8 protein-coding genes are annotated in these 17305 nt (G+C 68.0%); 7 read left to right on the top strand and 1 reads right to left on the bottom strand.

All coding sequences use genetic code 11. The features are described from left to right. Positions 1–9 precede the first annotated feature (9 nt). A complete protein-coding gene (locus tag ACEN9F_RS02665; protein WP_413417553.1) occupies positions 10–2547 on the top strand; it encodes an ATP-binding protein in 2538 nt (845 codons plus the stop codon). On the opposite strand, the gene ACEN9F_RS02660 is transcribed toward ACEN9F_RS02665, so the two are convergent. Then, positions 2454–4100, bottom strand: coding sequence for a methyl-accepting chemotaxis protein (locus ACEN9F_RS02660; RefSeq protein WP_413417551.1), 1647 nt, complete (start codon positions 4098–4100; stop codon positions 2454–2456). The genes ACEN9F_RS02665 and ACEN9F_RS02660 overlap by 94 nt on opposite strands. Positions 4101–4502: 402 nt before the next feature. Between ACEN9F_RS02660 and ACEN9F_RS02655 the strand changes: the two genes are divergently transcribed. The 6 genes from ACEN9F_RS02655 to ACEN9F_RS02630 all read left to right on the top strand — a co-directional run bounded on the left by ACEN9F_RS02655 (position 4503) and on the right by ACEN9F_RS02630 (position 17294). Further along, positions 4503–5135 (top strand): response regulator transcription factor, encoded by a 633-nt coding sequence (locus tag ACEN9F_RS02655; protein WP_413417549.1) that lies wholly within the window; start codon positions 4503–4505, stop codon positions 5133–5135. A gap of 138 nt (positions 5136–5273) precedes the next feature. Then, entirely contained in the window at positions 5274–6434 is a 1161-nt protein-coding gene (locus ACEN9F_RS02650; RefSeq protein ID WP_413417548.1) for a response regulator, read from the top strand. Positions 6435–6462: 28 nt separating this feature from the next. Continuing rightward, complete coding sequence (locus ACEN9F_RS02645; protein WP_413417546.1) at positions 6463–11679, top strand: two-component regulator propeller domain-containing protein; 5217 nt, start codon at positions 6463–6465, stop codon at positions 11677–11679. Positions 11680–11798: 119 nt separating this feature from the next. After that, a complete protein-coding gene (locus tag ACEN9F_RS02640; RefSeq protein WP_413417544.1) occupies positions 11799–14777 on the top strand; it encodes a diguanylate cyclase in 2979 nt (992 codons plus the stop codon). Beyond that, complete coding sequence (locus ACEN9F_RS02635; protein WP_413417542.1) at positions 14749–17043, top strand: EAL domain-containing protein; 2295 nt, start codon at positions 14749–14751, stop codon at positions 17041–17043. Before ACEN9F_RS02640 ends, ACEN9F_RS02635 begins: the two co-directional genes overlap by 29 nt. Continuing rightward, entirely contained in the window at positions 17040–17294 is a 255-nt protein-coding gene (locus ACEN9F_RS02630; RefSeq protein ID WP_413417540.1) for a hypothetical protein, read from the top strand. Before ACEN9F_RS02635 ends, ACEN9F_RS02630 begins: the two co-directional genes overlap by 4 nt. Positions 17295–17305: the final 11 nt, after the last annotated feature.

Raw genomic sequence — 17305 nt, 5'->3', positions numbered from 1 at the left:
GGGCGCCGCGTGAAGATAGCCACCCGCCTCAAGTTTGCGCAGATCATCTGCATCGTACTGCTGGCGATCATGGCGGCCATCTTCGCCAGGACCACGCTGCAGATGCGGCACGAGGTCGCCAAGGCCGAGATGACCAGCGAGGTGCTGCGCGCCGCGTCGTCGCTGCGCTATCTGTCGCTGGAGTACGTGCAGCATCACCAGAACCGCACCCGCCAGCAATGGCTGCAGCGCCAGCAATCGCTGCAGCGCCTGCTGGCCGACGATGGCAGTTTCGACGCCGACGCCGAACTGGCGCTGCTGCGCGGCCTGCGCGAGCGCCAGTTGTCGCTGGCCAGCCTGTTCGATGAGCTGCAAGGCCTGCAAGCCGAATTGAAGCGCACGCCGGAACGGCACGAGATCCTGCAGGAACTGGAAGCCAGGCTTACCGGCCTGATCATGAACCGGGCGCAGTCCATGATGTCGGACGCCGAGGACCTGGCCCGGCTCAGCCGCGAGAATATCCTGGCGGCGCAAAACGATTCGGTGGCGGCGGGCGCGCTGCTTGGCGGCCTGATCCTGCTGGTGGTGCTGGGGGCGATGGGCTTGACCATCCGCAGCGTGACCGGCCCGCTGTCGCGCCTGCACAAGGCCACCGAGGTGGTGGGCGCCGGCCATCTGGACCTGGCGCTCGATGTGCGCTCCGACGACGAGATCGGCAGCCTGGCGCGCTCCTTCGACAGCATGGTCGACCGGCTGCGGCTGACTACCGTCTCGCGCAACGAGCTGATGCAGGCCAATGTCGCGCTGCAGGCCGAGGTGTCGGAGCGGCAGGCGGCCGAGCGCAAGGTACTGGCGCAGCTTGAGCGCATGAGCTTGCTCCACCAGATCACCCGCTCGATCGGCGAACGCCAGGATTTGCGCAGCATTTTCCAGGTCGTGGTGCGCAGCCTGGAAGACCAGCTGCCGATCGATTTCGGCGCCATCTGCCTGTACGCGGAAGGCGAGCTGGTGGTCAGCTGCGTCGGCGTGCAGAGCTACCAGCTGTCGATGTCGCTGGCGATGGGCGAGGCGGCGCATATCGCGATCGACCAGAATGGACTGTCGCGCTGCGTAGCCGGGAAACTGGTGTATGAGCCCGACATCACCGGCTCCGGCTTTCCTTTCCCGCAGCGCCTGGCCAAAGGCGGCCTGGCCTCGATGGTGCTGGCGCCGCTGCTGGCCGAGAGCACGGTGTTCGGCGTGCTGATCGTCGCCCGCCGCAGCAAGGACGCCTTCTCCAGCACCGATTGCGAATTCCTGCGCCAGCTCAGCGAGCATGTGGCGCTGGCCGCGAACCAGGCCAAGCTGTATGGGGCGCTGCAGCAGGCCTACGACGACTTGCACCAGAGCCAGGTGCAGGTGACCAAGCAGGAGCGGCTGCGCGCCCTCGGCCAGATGGCCAGCGGCATCGCGCACGACATCAACAACGCCATCTCGCCGATCGGCCTGTACGCCGAGTCGCTGCTGGAGACCGAGCCCGGCCTGAGCGAGAACGGCCGCGCCTGCTTGCAGATCATCGAGCGCGCCATCGACGACGTGGCGGCGACGGTGGCGCGCATGCGCGAATTCTACCGCCAGCGCGAGCCGCAGCTGATGCTGAGCACGGTGAACGTCAACCTGATGCTGCAGCACGCCGTCGACCTGACGCGGGCGCGCTGGTCGGACATGCCGCAGCAGCGCGGCATCGTCATCGAGATACGGCAGGACCTGGGCCGGGATATCCCGGCCATCCTCGGTGTCGAGGGCGAGATCCGCGAGGCGCTGACCAACCTGATCTTCAACGCGGTCGACGCCATGCCCGACGGCGGCACGGCGACGCTGCGCACCTGCTATATCGCGCGGATGGAGGACGACTCGGGGCCGCATGTGCTGGTCGAAGTCGCGGACACCGGCACCGGCATGGACGAGGCCACGCAGCGCAGCTGCCTGGAGCCGTTCTTCACGACCAAGGGCGAGCGCGGCACCGGGCTGGGCCTGGCCACCGTGTACGGCATGATCGAGCGGCATTCCGCCCGCATCGTGATCTCGTCGCAGCTGCACGTCGGAACGGCGGTCAGGATGTACTTCCCGGTGGCGGCGACGGCGCAGGCGGCGACCACGCCGGAGCCGACGCTCAAGCCGGCGTCGCGCCTGAAGATACTGATCGTCGACGACGATCCGACGGTGCTGGCGTCACTGGGCAATATACTGCGGCTGGACGGCCACGACGTCACCCAGGCCGACGGCGGCCAGGCCGGCATCGACCGTTTCTGCGAAGCGGAGGCGGCGGGGCAGGGCTACGCCATCGTGATCACCGACCTGGGCATGCCTTACGTCGACGGCCGCAAGGTGGCCGAGACCGTCAAGCGCGTTGCGCCCACGGTCCCCGTGATCTTGCTGACCGGCTGGGGCCAGCGCCTGATCCCCGAAAGCGACGACGAGCCGGTCAACGTCGATCATGTCCTGAGCAAGCCGCCCAAGGTCCGCGAGCTGCGCGCCGCCTTGGCCAAGTGCGGCGAGCGGCTGGCGTCCGAGAGCTCCGCCCCGTAGCCGGACGGCGCGGCCGTGGTCTTGAAGGCCGCCACCATCCGCGTCAGGCCGTCGGCCTGCTCCTGCAGGCTGGCCGCCGCCGCTGCCGCCTCCTCGACCAGCGCGGCGTTCTGCTGCGTGACATGATCCATTTCGCTGACGGCCTGGTTGATCTGCTCGATGCCGGCGCTTTGCTCGGCGCTGGCCAGGGTGAGCTCGGCGATGATGCCGCTGACATCGTTGATGCTCTTGACCACCTGGTCCATCGTCGCGCCGGCCTGGGCAACCAGCTGGGTCCCTTTGTCGACCTCGGCCACCGAATGGCCGATCAAGGTCTTGATTTCCCTGGCGGCGTTGGCAGAGCGCTGCGCCAGGCCGCGCACTTCGCCCGCCACCACCGCGAAGCCGCGCCCCTGGTCGCCGGCGCGCGCCGCCTCCACCGCCGCGTTCAAGGCCAGGATGTTGGTCTGGAAAGCGATGTTGTCGATGACGCCGATGATCTCGACGATCTTGTGCGACGAAGCGTTGATCGCGCCCATGGTATCGACCACGTGGGCGACCGCCGCGCCGCCCTTGGCCGCGGTCTCGGTGGCGGCCAGCGCCATCAGGTGGGCCCGGCGCGCCTGCTCCGCGCTTTGCTGCACGGTGCTGGTCAGTTCCTCCATCGACGACGCCGTTTCCTCCAGCGCGCTGGCCTGTTGCTCGGTGCGGCTGGACAGGTCCAGATTGCCGTCGGCGATTTCCCGCGAGGCGATGGCGATGGTGTCGGCGCCGCCGCGCACCCGGCTGACGATGCCGTCCAGGCTGTTGTTCATGTCGCCCAACGCCAGCAGCAACTGCCCGGTCTCGTCTCCGGCCCCGACCGGGATCTCGCTGCGCAAGTCGCCGGAGGCCACCGTCCGGGCCAGCTTGACCGCCTGCGCGAGCGGGGTGGTGATCGAACGGGTGATCAGCCAGGCGACGGCGGCGCCCAGCGCCAGGGCGGAAACGGCCAGGACCAGCATCAGCCGCAGCGCATGCCGGAAAGCGTCCTCGGCCTCCAGTTCGTCTTGCCGGCTCTTGGCTTCCTGCAGTTCGATGAGTTGATCGATGGCGTTTTGCCAGGCAGCATTGGCCGGCCCGGCCTGTCTCAACAGGAAGCCGACCGCCTCCTCGCGATTACCGTGGCTCATGGAAAGGAATTGCTCGTTCAACGGCCGGGTGACGGCCTGCCGGCTTTTGATTTCGGCGATCAGGCGCTGGCCGTCCGCATCCAGCGGCATGCGCTCCAGCGCCGCGCCGGCGGCCTCATAGGCATTGCGCGCGGCGTCGATCTTCTTGTACTCGACGGCGGCCGCCTTGGGGTCCTGCAGTAGCGCGATGCTGCGGATCACGCGCGCCACGATATGGGTCTGCGTGGCCATGCGTTCCAGCAGCAGTACTTTCTGGCTGTTGACATCGGCGATGTGATGCAAGGCGCCGTTGGCGCGCGTCAACCCCTGCACGCCGCACAGCGCGACAGCGGCCAGCAGCGACAGCAGCAGCGCATGGCTTACCCCGAGCCGCACACCGATTTTCAAATTAGCGATCTTCATGACAAAACTCCGATATATGGCGCGCTAGATTAGTCCAACCGCCGGCGATACGGGAAGCGGAAATTGCGGCCATTTGCAAGCCGTTGTATTTCATCGAATCGGCTGCATGGCGCGGCATTTTTTTTCAGGCCCGCCGGCGCCGCCTGGGAAGGGCGCCGTTTCATAGTGCGGCGCCGATGGCGAGGTAGGGATTTCCTGACGTCGCATTGCGACTGCCCTACAGCACATTCAAGAATGCCCGATAGCAAACATCCGACCGTCAAGGCATGCTGCTGCCACCGGCGGTCGCGCCCCTGGCTGGTTGTTGTCACGATGGAACAGTGAATCGATCAGGGCGCGCGTTGTCTGGTAGCATGATCACTACTGTCCACATGGATTTTTTCTGGAAAGCAGTGCCATTTCATGATTCGAATTTTGATCGCCGATGATCACGCCATCGTCCGTGGCGGCCTGTTGCAGTTGTTTGGGCTGGCAGGCGACGTGACGGTGGTGGCCCAGGCCACCAATGGCGGGCAGGTGATGGAGAGCCTGCGCACCGTGCAGTGCGACCTGGTGTTGCTTGACCTGTCCATGCCCGGCATCAGCGGCATCGAGCTGATCGGACGCATCCGCGCCCACGCGCCCGAGCTGCCCATCCTGGTGCTGAGCATGCACAACGAGGCGTTGGTGGTGCGGCGCGCGCTGAAGGCCGGCGCCAACGGCTATATGACCAAGGATGGCGACCCTGAAACCCTGTTGATAGCGCTACGCAAGGTCGCCGCCGGCGGCCGTTACATCGATCCCGGCCTGGCCGAGCAGATGGTGTTCGACAGCGAAGCCGGACAGGGCGAACACCCGCACGAGCAATTGTCGAACCGAGAGCTGAGCATCTTCAGGCTGTTTGTCTGCGGCAAGACCGTGAACCAGATCGCCGACGAGTTGGCGATCAGCAACAAAACCGTCAGCACCCACAAGGCCAGGCTGATGCAGAAGATGGGCTTCCGCAGCAACGCCGAGATGCTGCGCTATGGCATAGACCACGCGCTGGGCAGTTGAACTGTAGGGATTTCCCTACCGCCGGCCTGGACGCGGACTACGGGCATATCAAGAATATCCGATAGGAAACCTTTTGGCGCTACTGCATACTGATCCGTTTCAGCATGCCCGCATTGGGCTTGCACGCTGGAGTACATCATGACCATGCCGCTAGACTTGCGCGACCGCACCATCCTGATCGTCGATGACACGCCGGTCAACCTGACGCTGACGGTGGCGATGCTCAAGCAGCAGGGGCTGCGCCTGTCGGTGGCGCAGAGCGGCGACGAAGCGCTGCAGCGGGTGGCGTTCGCGCCGCCCGACCTGATACTGCTGGACGTGATGTTGCCCGGCATCGACGGCTTCGAAGTCTGCCGGCGCCTGAAGGCCGGCGGCGGGCCGGGCGCCGCCGTGCCGGTGATCTTCATGACCTTGCTCAAGGACATGGCCGACAAGCTGGCCGGCTTCAAGGCCGGCGCGGTCGACTATGTCACCAAGCCGCTGCAGGCCGAGGAAGTGCTGGCGCGGGTGACCACCCATCTGCGGCTGGCCGCGATGCAGGCCCAGCTCGCCGCCCAGAACGCCTTGCTGGCGACTGAAAACCAGGAACGGCGCGAAGCCGAGCGGGTGCTGCAGCAATACCGGGACAGCCTGGAGCTGCAGGTCGCGGCGCGCACGGCCGAAGTGCGCGAGCTGGCGGCACATCGCGAGAGCGCCCGCGAGGACGAGCGCAAGCACATCGCCCGCGAACTGCACGACGAGCTGGGGCAATCGCTGACCGCCTTGCGCATGCAGGCGGCGCTGCTGCGGGTGCGCTTCGGCGCCGACGTGCCCGGCTTGAACGAGCAGGTGCGCGGCATGACGGAACTGGTCGACCGCACCATCGGCGTGGTGCGCAATGTCGCCACCTCGCTGCGGCCCAGCGTGCTGGACCTGGGCATCGGCTCGGCGCTGGAGTGGCTGGTCGACGAGTTCCGCAGGCACAGCGGCGTCGACTGCAGCCTGACGCTGGCGCTGGACGAGGGACGGCTGAGCGAGCAGCAGGCGATCGCCGTGTTTCGCATCGCGCAGGAATCGCTGACCAACGTGGCGCGCCATGCCGGCGCCGGCGAGGCCTCGGTCACGCTCGGCTGCACCGAACGCCACTGCGAATTGCAGGTGGAGGATGACGGCTGCGGTTTCGACATGGCGGCGGTGCGGCCGCACACGTTCGGCCTGCTCGGCATCCGCGAGCGGGTGCTGAACCTGCATGGCCAGGTCACGATCAGCAGCCGGCCGGGCGGGCGCACCCGCATCGCCGTCGTCCTGCCGTTGGCGTAAGCGGCCGGTCCGGGCGCCCCACATGCAAATGAACCGTTTCCTATCCAGTGCCGTCCTGATCCTGGGCGTGCTGGCCGGTTGCGCCGCGGCGGCCGGGACGCAGGATGAACGCTGGTCGCAACTGGCACAGCCGATGTTCCGCACCCTGGGCGTGCAAAGCGGCCTGCCCAACAGCATCGTCACCGCCATCAACCAGGATAGGGAGGGTTTTCTCTGGATAGGCAGCCAGGGCGGCATGTCGCGCTGGGACGGCTATCGCTTCCGCAACTACAGTTTTTCGCCGACCGATGGCCGCTCGCTGCCGGACAACTATGTCACCACCGTCCATGCGGATCGCCAGGGGCGGGTGTGGGTCGGGACCGCGAGCGGGGGGCTGGCGCTCTATGCGCCGGACGACGACGGCTTTGTCACCTACAACCACAAGAACGCCGGACTGGCGGCCGGCGCCATTTCGTCGATCGCCGGCGACGACGCCGGCGGCGTGTGGATCGGCACCGACACCGGCCTCGATCATATGGCCGGCGCGACCGATCCCGCCCACACCCGGATCACCCACTACCGCCATGACGACGCGGATGGCGGCAGTGTGCCCGCGGACCTCATCAAGTCCCTGTGCCATGACGCGCGCGGCACGCTCTGGGTGGGAACGCTGCACGGCCTGGCGCGCCGGGACGCCCACGCATCGGCGTTCGTCAAGGTGCCCTTGCCGGTGCGCGAAGCCGACGGCCCTGGCGTCACCGCCTTGCTCATGGACAGCGATGGCCAGTTGTGGATAGGGACCACGGGCGACGGCGTCTTCGTGCTGAACCCGCGAACCGGGCAGGTCGGGCGCTACGCCGACACCGGCGAGGCCGCCGCGCTGATGAGAAAGCAAAATGTCGGCAGCATCGCCGAGCCGGTCCGGGGCGAGATCTGGATCAGTTCCTACACCGACGGCGGCCTGGTCGCCATCGACCGCGCCAGCGGCCGGCTGCGGCGCCTCAGCTACGACGCGCCGGCGCCGGGCGAGTCGGCCAGCGGCACGGTGGGCGCGCTGTTCGCCGACCGCGCCGGTTCCCTGTGGCTGGCGACGAACGGCGGCCTGGGCCAGTATCAACCGGCCGAGGCCGTCAGGTCGCTGGGGCGCCTGCGCGACAGCCTGCCCGGCCTGTCCAATGAAGAGGCCATGTCCGTTGTCGAGACGCCCGGGCGCCATCTGTGGATCAGCTTTGCGCGTCCGGGCATCGACCGGATCGATCCCGAGCGGAAGGCTGTCGGCAAATGGCGGCCCGGCGGCGCCGGCGCCGACGGGCTGTTCCAGCGTATCAACATCACCACGCAACTCGCCGACGAGACGGGCGTGGTCTGGCTGGCGACGCCGGCCGGCCTGTATCGCGCGGACGAGCACGGCAAGACCGTCACACCGGTCACGGCGCCGTGGCTGGACAACCGGCTGTACGTTCGCGCGCTGGCCGGGAACGACGACCTGTTGTGGATAGCGACTTCCACCGGCGGCTTGTACCAGGCGCGCTTCGACGCCCGCACCGGGCTGGAAAAAATCAGGCATGTGGAAGGCCTCACCGGCCAGGATGTCACGACCATGCTGGCCGGACCGCCCGGCTTCATGTGGGTCGGCACCACCAGCGGCTTGAACCGGGTGGACATCGCCAGCGGCGCCGTGGTCGAGCGCATCACCGACGATCCCAAGGATGTCGCCGCGCTGTCGAACGCCTACGTCAGCACCCTGCTCACCGACCGCCGGGGGCGGCTGTGGGTCGGCAGCGGCGGCGGCATCGATGTGATGCTGGCCGGCGCCGCCGGCCGGCGGCGTTTCCATCGTCTCGGCATCGCCCAGGGCCTGCCCAACACCAATATCGACAAGCTGCTGGAGGATGGCCAGGGGCGCGTCTGGAGCAGCACCGACGGCGGCATCGCCGTCATCGATCCGGAAACCTTCGCCATCGGGGTGCTGGGCCGGGCGGAGGGGGTGGTGTACTCGTCCTACTGGGCCGACTCCGGCGTCGCCACCGCCAGCGGCGAGCTGGTGTTCGGCGGCGGCGGCGGCATCACCATCGTGCGGCCGGACCTCTACCGGCCCTGGAGCCTGAGGCCGCCGGTGGTGGTGACCGAAGTGCGGCTCGGCGGCAAGCCGGTGCCGCCGGGCCGCTACAACGGCGCGGCGGCCGCCGGGCTGCTGGTCCAGGCGGAGGCCAACAGTTTCGCGGTCGAATTTGCAGCGCTCGATTTCACGGCGCCCGACCTGAACCGCTATGCCTATCGGCTGGAAGGCTACGACCACGACTGGACCACCGTCGACGCGGCGCACCGGGTGGCGTCCTATACCAACTTGCCGCCCGGTCAGTACCGGCTGATGATACGCGGCTCCAACCGGCGCGGGGTGTGGAGCGAGCACGCGCTGCAGATGCCGGTCAAGGTCTTGCCGTGGTGGTATCAGACCTGGTGGTTCCGCGCCGCCGTGACGCTACTGGCCGCCGCCGCCCTGTACGCTGCCTACCGGTTGCGCATCTGGCAGCTGGCGGCGCAGCGCACGGCGCTGGAACGCGAGGTGGCGGCGCGCACCATCGAAGTGGTGCAGCAGAAGGCCCTGGCCGAGCATCAGCACCGCGAGGCCAGCGAACGCAACGCCGAGCTGGCGGCGGTCAACGCGGTGGCGCAGATGCTGGCTGGCAAGCTCGACCTCGATACGCTGATCGCCCTGGTCGGTGATCAGGTGCGCCGCATGTTCGGCGCCGACATCACCTATATCGCCTTGCTGGACCGTGATGGCGGCATGCTGCATTTCCCCTATACCGCCGGCGCCGACATGGCCCCGTTGCGGTATGGCGGCAGCCTGGGCGAAGGGCTGAGCAGCCGCGTCATCGATACCGGCTTGAGCGAGTTGTCGATGCATGACGCGATGTCCTGTCTCAGCGTTCCCATCATCGCCAACGGCGTGGCCCGGGGCGCGCTGGTGGTGCAGCGGGTGGACGCGGGCGGCGCCTACAAGGCCAGCGACCAGCGGGTGCTGGAGACCATCGCCGCCCACATCGGCGCGGCGCTGCAAAACGCGTTGCTGTTCCGGCAGGCCGAATCGGCCCGCGCCAGGGCGGAGGAGGCGACGCAGGCCAAGTCCATCTTCCTGGCCAACATGAGCCACGAGATCCGCACGCCGATGAATGCGGTGATCGGCCTGTCGTACCTGGCGCTGAACAGCGAGTCGCCGCCGAGACAGCGCGACTACCTGCAGAAAATCCATAACGCCGGCAATTCGCTGTTGCGCATCATCAGCGACATCCTGGATTTTTCCAAGATAGAGGCGGGCAAGCTCGATATCCAGGCCGCCGACTTCGACCTCGACGATATGCTGGCCCACCTGGCGGCGGTCAGCGGCGGCGGCGTCACGGGCAAGGCACCGGAATGCAATTTCGACGTGCCGGCCAGCGTGCCGCGCCACCTGCGCGGCGACACGCTGCGCCTGGGCCAGGTCCTGGTGAATCTGCTCAATAACGCGATCAAGTTCACGGAACGCGGCGAGGTCGGGCTGACGGTGCGCGTGCTCGAGCAGCAGGCCGGGCGGGTACGGCTGCGGTTCAGCGTGCACGATACCGGCATCGGCATGGCGGAGGACCAGATCGGCCGGCTGTTCCAGGCGTTCACCCAGGCCGACGGTTCCACCACCCGCAAGTTCGGCGGCACCGGCCTGGGACTGAGCATCTGCAAGAACCTGATCGACCTGATGGGCGGCACCATCCGCGTCGAAAGCCAGGCCGGCGCCGGCAGCCGCTTCATCGTCGAGCTCTGGCTGGAGCGCGCTTCCGGCGCGCCAGCGGCGGCATCGGCGTCGCCGTTGCCGGCGACGCTGCGCGGCCTGCGGGTGCTGGTCGTGGACGACAACGCCACCGCGCGCGCTGCGCTGCTGGGCATCCTGGACAGCCTGCGGATCGAGGCGGTCGCCGTCGACAGCGCTGCCGACGCCGTGTCCCGCCTGCATGCCGGACCGCGCTTCGACCTGTTGCTGGCCGACGCCGGACTTGCCGACCTGGGCGGCACGCAACTGATGCGGCAAGCTGCGGCACCGATCAGGACCGCGCTTCTGACGAGCGCGGGCGAAGACGAATCGTCCTGCGCGGCGCAGGCGGCCGGCAACAACGGTTTCCTGGTCAAGCCGGTCACCCGGGCCAGCATGTCCGATGCGCTGCTGCAGATGTTTGCGCCCGAGCGCCGGACCGCAGCCGGCCAGCGGCCGGCGGTGCCGCAATTCAGCGGCGCGCGGATATTGCTGGCCGAGGACAACGAAATCAATCAGGAAATCGCTGTCGGCCTGCTGGTCGCCTGCGGCATCGAGGTCGACATCGCCAACAACGGCAACGCCGCCATCGATCGCCTGCGGACGGTGGACGCGGCGCACTACCAGCTGGTCTTCATGGACTTGCACATGCCCGAGCTCGACGGCCATGTCGCGACCAGGCGGCTGCGCCAGGACGAGCGCTTCGACAGGCTGCCCATCATCGCCATGACCGCCAACGCCATGGCCCAGGAAGGCGAGCGCTGCAAGGAGGAGGGCTTCGACGACCGCATCAGCAAGCCGCTGATACCCGCCGACCTGCACCGCATGCTGGAACAATACCTTCCCACCCGCATGCATGCCGGATGGCGCGAACGAGACGGAGCGCCGTCGGCGCAACCCTGCGACGTTGCCGGCCTGGACCTGGCGCGCGCGCGCCATAGCGTCAACGGCGACGAGGCGTTGCTGTTCAAGGTGCTGCGTTTGTTCCGGCTGGACGGGCGCGATGGCGCCGCCAACATACGGGCGGCGATCGCCCGCCAGGACTACAGCGCCGCGGTACGCCATGCGCATTCGCTGCGCGCGGTGGCTGAAAGCATAGGCGCCGCAAGGGTGGCCCGGCTGGCCGACGAGCTGGAGCGGCTGGTGCCGGCTGGCGCCGGCGAGGCGCTCGACGCGCTGGATGTGGCGCTGGCGGAACTATGTGCCGAGCTCGACCTGAGCTTGCCGGCGGTGGCCGCCGCCGCCGGCGCCCCGCGTCAGCCCGGGACCTGGCACGACGAGCTGCGGCGGTTGGCCGAACTGATGCGTGTCAAGAACGCCGGGGCGATCGAGCTGTTCGCCTCCTGCACGGCGGAGTTTGAAGCGAGCTTCGGGATATGGGATACCGAAGCGATACAGCGCAGCCTGGACGAAGCGGATTTCGACGGCGCATATGCCGCCCTGCGGTGGGTGGCGCACAAGCACGGACTGGCTGTGTGAGCGCGTAAGGATTGCCCTACATCACAATCAAGATCGCCCGATGGCAGATGTCAGGCTGCTAAGGCAAGCTGGTGCAAACGGTCCAAAGCCGCAACGCATCACTTGGTATAGAACGCATCGTGCATCAACATCGTCACTTGGATCCGTCGGGAAAAGGCAGCGCGCCATGGCGTTGCCGGGCCATATTGCTGGCCGCTTGCCTGCTGATGCTGGCCGCCGCCGCACGCGCACAGCAACTGTCCTTGCGCAACTTCGGCCAGCTCGACGGGCTGAACAACCTGACCGTCCTGGCGCTGGCCCAGGACCGCGCCGGTTATCTGTGGGCCGGCACCGAGAATGGCCTCTACCGCTTTGACGGCAACCGCTTCCGCCGCCACGGCCAGAAGCAGGCGTTCAGCGATATCTACATCACGACGCTGCATGTGGATCCCGCCGGACGGCTGTGGGTCGGCTCGGACCGCGGCTTGTTTGTGCTCGACGGCCAGCGGCTGCTGCCGGTGCCGCGCGTCGACGGCAAGCCTTTCGCGGTCAAGGTGGGCCAGCATTTCGCTTCGGTCGACGCCAATCATTTGTTAGTGCAAAGTAACGGACGGCTGCAACGGGTGGAGGCGGACGGCAAGGGCGGCTGGCAGGGCGTGCCCGTGTTCAGCCCGGCGCAAACCGCCAAGCGGCCCGAATTGGCCGATCTGGGCGGCATCCTGCGCGATCCCGACGGCACCATCTGGATGGGCTGCCGAAGCAAGCTGTGCCGTTTGCGCGACGGCGCGCTGGCGGTGCTCGGCGGTGCCCAGGGCTTGTCGCCGCAGCGCTGGCATGCGCTGTTGCGCGATACCACCGGCGCACTGTGGGTGGCCAGCTCCACCCGGCTGATGACGCTGCCGGCCGGCGGACAGCAATTCAGCGACCGCGGTCCGGCCGATTTCGGCCCGCTGGAACTCGGGCTGCCGGTGTCGCTGGCGCAGGATGGCAGTGGACGCCTGATCGGCATCACCGACAACGGTTTGTTCCGCAGCGGCGCCGGCGGCTGGGAACGCTACGGCAGGGAGCAAGGCTTGCATATCGCCAACGGCGTGCATGCGCTGCTGCTCGACCGCGACGGCGACCTGTGGGTCAGCCTGTCCGGGCGCGGCCTGGTGCAGTGGCAAGGCTATCGCCACTGGGAAAACTGGGCCAGGGCGCAAGGCTTGCCGGACGAGGATGTCTGGTCGCTGTTGCGCACGCGGGACGGCGTGCTGCACGTCGGCACAGGACACGGGCTGGCGCGTTGGGGCGGCGAACGCTTCATCGCCGCCGGGGCCGGCATCGCCCGCACCCTGCAATGGGGCGCGCTGGCCGAGGATGGGCGTGGCGACCTGTGGGCCGGCAGCTTTTCCGGCACGCTGACCCGCCGCGACCGCGACAGCGGCCGCAGCATGGTGGTGGCGGAGTTCCCGGGACTGATCATCTACCGGCTGCTGTTCGACGCCACCGGCCAGCTCTGGATAGGCACCGATCGCGGCCTGTACCTGATCGCCGATCCGGAGCGCGCGCCGGTGCCGCGGCGGGTCGAGCCAGCCGTAGCGCTGCTGGGCGTAGACGCCGCTTTCCTCGGTGCCTGCCAGGATGCCGGCGGCCGCCTGTGGTTTGTCGGTCCCCAGGGATTGCTGCGGCTGGAACAGGGGCGCTGGTCGCGCCCGCCGCTGCCGGGCAAGGACCATGTCTTCGACCACGCGGTTTGCGACGGCGATACCTTGTGGTTGGGCGAGAGCCACGGCGCACGCCTGTGGCAGGCCGACACATCGGCGCCGCAGCTGCGGCTGCGCCCGTTCAGGCACGAGCTGCTGGAAGGGCGCTTGATCCAGTCGGTGCTGGTGGACCGGCGCCACTGGCTGTGGCTGGGCACCGATACCGGGCTGATGGTCTGGAACGGCGAGCGCTGGCGCCTGTTCAACCAGCAGAGCGGCATGATCTGGAACGACAGCAACCAGAACGCCATCTATGAAGACCACGACGGCTCGATCTGGGTCGGCACCAGCAACGGCGCCACCCACCTGCTGCGGCCGGAAGCCTTGTTCGAACCGCGCACCATTCCGCTGCAGCTGGCGTCGGTGCGCTATGGCGGCGCGCCGCTGCACGGCGACAGCGCGCCATGGAGCGGTGCGGCGCTGGATGTGCAGCTGGCGGCGCCGCTCTACCAGAATCACGAGACGCTGAGTTTCCGCTACCGGCTGCTCGGCCAGGAGGAAACGTGGTCCACCAGCGGCAACGGCGAGTTGCGCTACGCGGCGCTGGCCCCCGGCCAATACCGGTTGCAGATGATGGCCGAGCATGGCTCGCTACAGGCCAGCTCGGCCATGCTGGAGCTGCCCTTGACCATCACGCCGCCCTGGTGGCAGACACGCTGGAGCTATGCCGCCGGCACTTTCCTGCTGCTCGGGCTGATCGGCCTGATGCACCGCTACCGTGTGGCGCGGGTGCTGCGGCAACAGGCCCTGCTGGAGCAGCGCGTGGCCGAACGCACGGCCGAGCTGGAGGCGTCTCGCGAGGAGCACCGGCTGCGCTCGCTCAAGGACGGCTTGACCGAAGCCTGGAACCGGGTCGCGCTGATGGAACGGCTGGCGCTGATGACCGCGCCCGGCGCGCCGGCCTTCCTGCTGGTGATGCTGGACCTGGACCACTTCAAGCGCATCAACGATACGCATGGCCACCTGGCCGGCGACGAAGTGCTGCGCGAGGTGGTGCGGCGGATACAGGCGCAACTGCGCATCAGCGACACCGTGGGCCGCTACGGCGGCGAGGAGTTCATGTTGCTGATGCCGGGGCGGGACGTGGTCGGCGGCGGCCCGCGCCTGGATCAGCTGCACAGCGCCATCGGCGCCGAGCCGGTGCGCATCGATGGCGGGTTGCTCAACATCAGCTGCAGCTGTGGCGTTGTCGCGGGCCTGCCCGAGCTGCGGCTGACGCCGGAACAATGGATAGGACTGGCGGACCAGGCACTGTACCGGGCCAAGGCGCTGGGCCGCAACCGTATCGAATATGCGACCGAGGCCGAGACGCTGGCGCTCATGGCCACCAACGAAGGAGAACAATGTGACAAGCAGCGATGCCATGATTCCTGAGGCGCAGGCTGCTACGGGACAACTATGCCACACCATCCTGATCGTCGACGAGCGGCCGGGCGACCTCGGCTTGACGGCCGATCACCTGGAGGCGCTCGGCTATCGCGTGGTCGTCGTCCAGGGCACCGCCGAGGCGTTGCGCCATATCGACTTTTCCCGCCCCGACTTGATCCTGCTGGACGCCATGTTGCCGGACATGGAGGGCGTCGAAGTGTGCCAGCAGGCGCGCGCCTGCCTTGACGACATTCCGGTGATCCTCATGACCGCGCGCAAGCAGACCAGAAGCAGGATGCCGGCCTATGCTCCCGGCGCCGCCGACTATGTCGCCAAGCCGCTGCGGCTGGGTGAGCTGGCGGCGCGGGTGGCCATCCATCTGCAGTTGCGCGCCATGCGGCAGCAACTCCAGCGCCAGACGCGCCAGCTGCAGCAGATGCGCCAGAACCTGCTGGGCGAGGCGGAAGCGCGGAGCGCCGAGCTGAAGCAGGACAGCCGCCGCCTGCAGCAGGAGCTGGCCGAGCGCTACGCGGCGGAGCTGACGCTCTACGCCGGCGACCTGGGCTACCAGGACATCTTCGACCACGTGCCCGACGCGCTCTGCCTGGTCGAGGCCGGCGACGACGGCCGCTACCGCTACGTACAGGTCAACCAGGCCTTTGCCCGCCTGCTCGGCTTGCCGCACAGCGCCATCATCGGAGAGCCGGCGGCCGAGTTGTTCGGCGCGCTCGCCGGCGAGCGCCTGCAAGCGGCCTGCCAGCGTTGCCGCGCGCACGGCGACACCGTCGACGAGGAGCTGGTGCTGGAACTGGCGGCCGGCCGCAGCATCCTGCAATTGACGATGGTGCGGCCGAGCCGCAGCGGCAAACGCCTGCTGGGCATCGGCCGCGACGTCACGCTGCTGCATGGCTACCAGGCGCAGCTGAACTTCCTGGCCAGGCGCGATCCGCTGACCGGCCTGCCGAACCGGCACAGTTTCCGTGACAGCCTGACGCAGGCGCTGGCGCGCGCCGAGGCCGGCGGTGCCGGCGGCAGCGTCGGCGTGCTGCTGCTCGGCCTCGACCATTTCCGCGACGTCAACGACGGCCTCGGCCGCGCCTGCGGCGACCGCCTGCTGGTCGGCTGCGCCGCGCTGCTGGAGCAGGCGGTGGGCGGAGTCGACCTGGTGGCCCGCACCGGCGGCGACGAGTTCGCCATCCTGGTCGAATCCTCGGGCGACAGCGCCGGCCTCAGCCTGCTGGCGCGGCGCCTGCTGCGCCTGCTTTCCAGGCCGATCGACATCGACGACTATGAACTGGCGGTCGGCTGCAGCATCGGCGTCAGCCAGGGGCCGCAGGATGGCCGGGACGCCGAGACGCTGTTGCGCAATGTCGATACCGCGATGTACCGCGCCAAGGCCGAGGGGCGCAACCGCTACCAATACTTCACGGCCGAGATGAGCCTCAGCATCCGCCGCCGGGTCGAGATCGGCAACGCCTTGCGCTACGCCATCCGCCATGCGGAGCTGTCACTGCACTACCAGCCCCGCACCTGCCTGAGCGACGGCACGGTGGTCGGCATGGAGGCGCTGCTGCGCTGGGATGGCCGCCTGCTGGGGCGGATCGCGCCGTCGGAATTCATTCCGCTGGCCGAGCAGAACGGCCTGATCCTGCAAATCGGCGAATGGGTGTTGCACCACGCTTGCCGCCAGGCGCAGGAATGGCGCAAGCGGCGCAGCGATCCGCTGCCGATCGCCGTCAACCTGTCGGCGCGGCAGTTCCGCGACGCCGACCTGGTGCGCATGGTCGAGGCCGCGCTGGAGGCCAGCGGCCTGCCGCCGCACCTGCTGGAACTGGAGCTGACCGAGAGCATGCTGATGCATGACGCCAAGCGCACCATGCGCACCCTGGCCGCGCTCAAGGCGATCGGCGTGCGGCTGGCGGTCGACGATTTCGGCACCGGCTATTCCTCGCTCAGCTATCTGAAGAGCTTCCCGCTCGACTATCTGAAGATAGACCGCTCCTTCGTCAGCGGGCTGCCGGAAGAGCGCAACGACGGCGCCATCGTGCGCGCCATCATCGCCATGGCGCACACGCTGGGATTGAAAGTGATCGCGGAAGGGGTGGAGACGGTCGGGCAGCTGGAGTTCCTGCGGGCCCAGCATTGCGACGAAGTGCAGGGTTATTTCTTCAGCCGCCCGCTGGCGGTGCCCGAGATGGACGCCTATCTGTCCCGGCCCGCCGTCGATCACGCCTGGCTGGTGCCGCTGGTCACGCTGCCGGTCATGACATGAACAACAGGGAAGGTATGGTGATGAGAATCGGTCAGGTATGGCGTGCGCTGGGTACGCCGGACGGCGGTTTTGTACGGATTTGCGGCATCGATGACAAGGCGGGCAAGGAGGTCGTGCACGCGCAGGTACCAACGCGGCGCGGCATGGTGACGGTAACGGCGTGCACCATCAACGGCGACCCGATCGGAAGCAAATTTGTGTGCGTCCATCCCTCCTGTTTCGGCGGCATATTGTATGCCCCGCTGGGATAAACAAATACAAC

It is taken from the genome of Duganella sp. CT11-25 (assembly GCF_047302815.1).
Lineage (GTDB): Bacteria > Pseudomonadota > Gammaproteobacteria > Burkholderiales > Burkholderiaceae_D > Rugamonas.
The sequence above is the reverse complement of the archived record's forward strand: the minus strand, read 5'-3'. Positions and strand labels throughout refer to the sequence as shown.